Source organism: Vibrio sp. 1978 (assembly GCF_033344345.1).
Window position 1 is genome coordinate 1 of sequence record NZ_JAWPOP010000287.1, and the last position, 832, is coordinate 832.

An 832-nucleotide genomic window follows, 5' to 3' on the forward strand; every position below is an offset into this window, starting at 1 on the left:
AGAACCAGTGTGGATTCCAACCCTCTGTGCGTGTGTTGTGGGATTTGTACATTTTCGCCGATGTACATCAGGCTCACTCGAGCATCTTCACCCAAATCAATTTGTGCACTGAAAACTTTCCCACCGTAGCTTCGCCACGATCCCACCAAATCAGAAAAGCGCACTAACGTTTTTGGAAGCTCGAAGCTTTTACCTGCAACATTGACGAAAGCTGTATCTTGAATCACCACATTGTCGTTCACAGGTTCTGCGTTAATAATGTCGTTCAACATGTCATCAAACTCAGGTGAATACTCTGATGGACTTTCGCTCACTGTATTTGCTTGACTTGCTTCTACTTGGTTTACATACGCTCGGCACTTGGAGCACGTCTCTAAATGTGTGGCGACCACAAGACCAGAAACCGCATCAATGCTGCCCGAAGCGTACGCTTCTAACAAGTTGTTATCTGGATGTTTGTTCATAGTTGCTCCGTATGCATTGAGTGCCTTAACTTTTCTACTGCGAGTCTTAACCGAGACTTCACCGTGCCTAGCGGTATGTCAAAAAGTTCCGCAACTTGCTGATGTGGCAGCTCTTCGAGATAAACCGCTTGCAATACGTCTCTCTGATTTTTAGGCAAAATATCAAGAAACTTCACCACCTGTTCCTTCAACATGTCTTGTTCTGGAGAATAATGATCAACCAAATCTGGCGGATAATATTCCGATGGCCAAATGTCATCAGAATGGATGTGAAGCTCTTTACCCTTTTGTTTTCTGAGTAAGTCAAAACACAAGTTGCGTATAATCGTGTATATCCACGTCGATAACGCACTCTTCTTTCCATCGTA

At 44.0% G+C, this 832-nt stretch carries 2 protein-coding genes; both read right to left on the minus strand.

Annotated features, from left to right (window positions below; genetic code table 11):
* The coding region (locus tag R8N49_RS26125) for a ChrR family anti-sigma-E factor (RefSeq protein WP_318190326.1) at positions 1 to 464 on the minus strand (464 nt) is incomplete at its 3' end.
* On the minus strand, positions 461 to 832 hold a 372-nt coding region (locus tag R8N49_RS26130; protein ID WP_318190327.1), incomplete at its 5' end, for a sigma-70 family RNA polymerase sigma factor. The genes R8N49_RS26125 and R8N49_RS26130, both read right to left, overlap by 4 nt.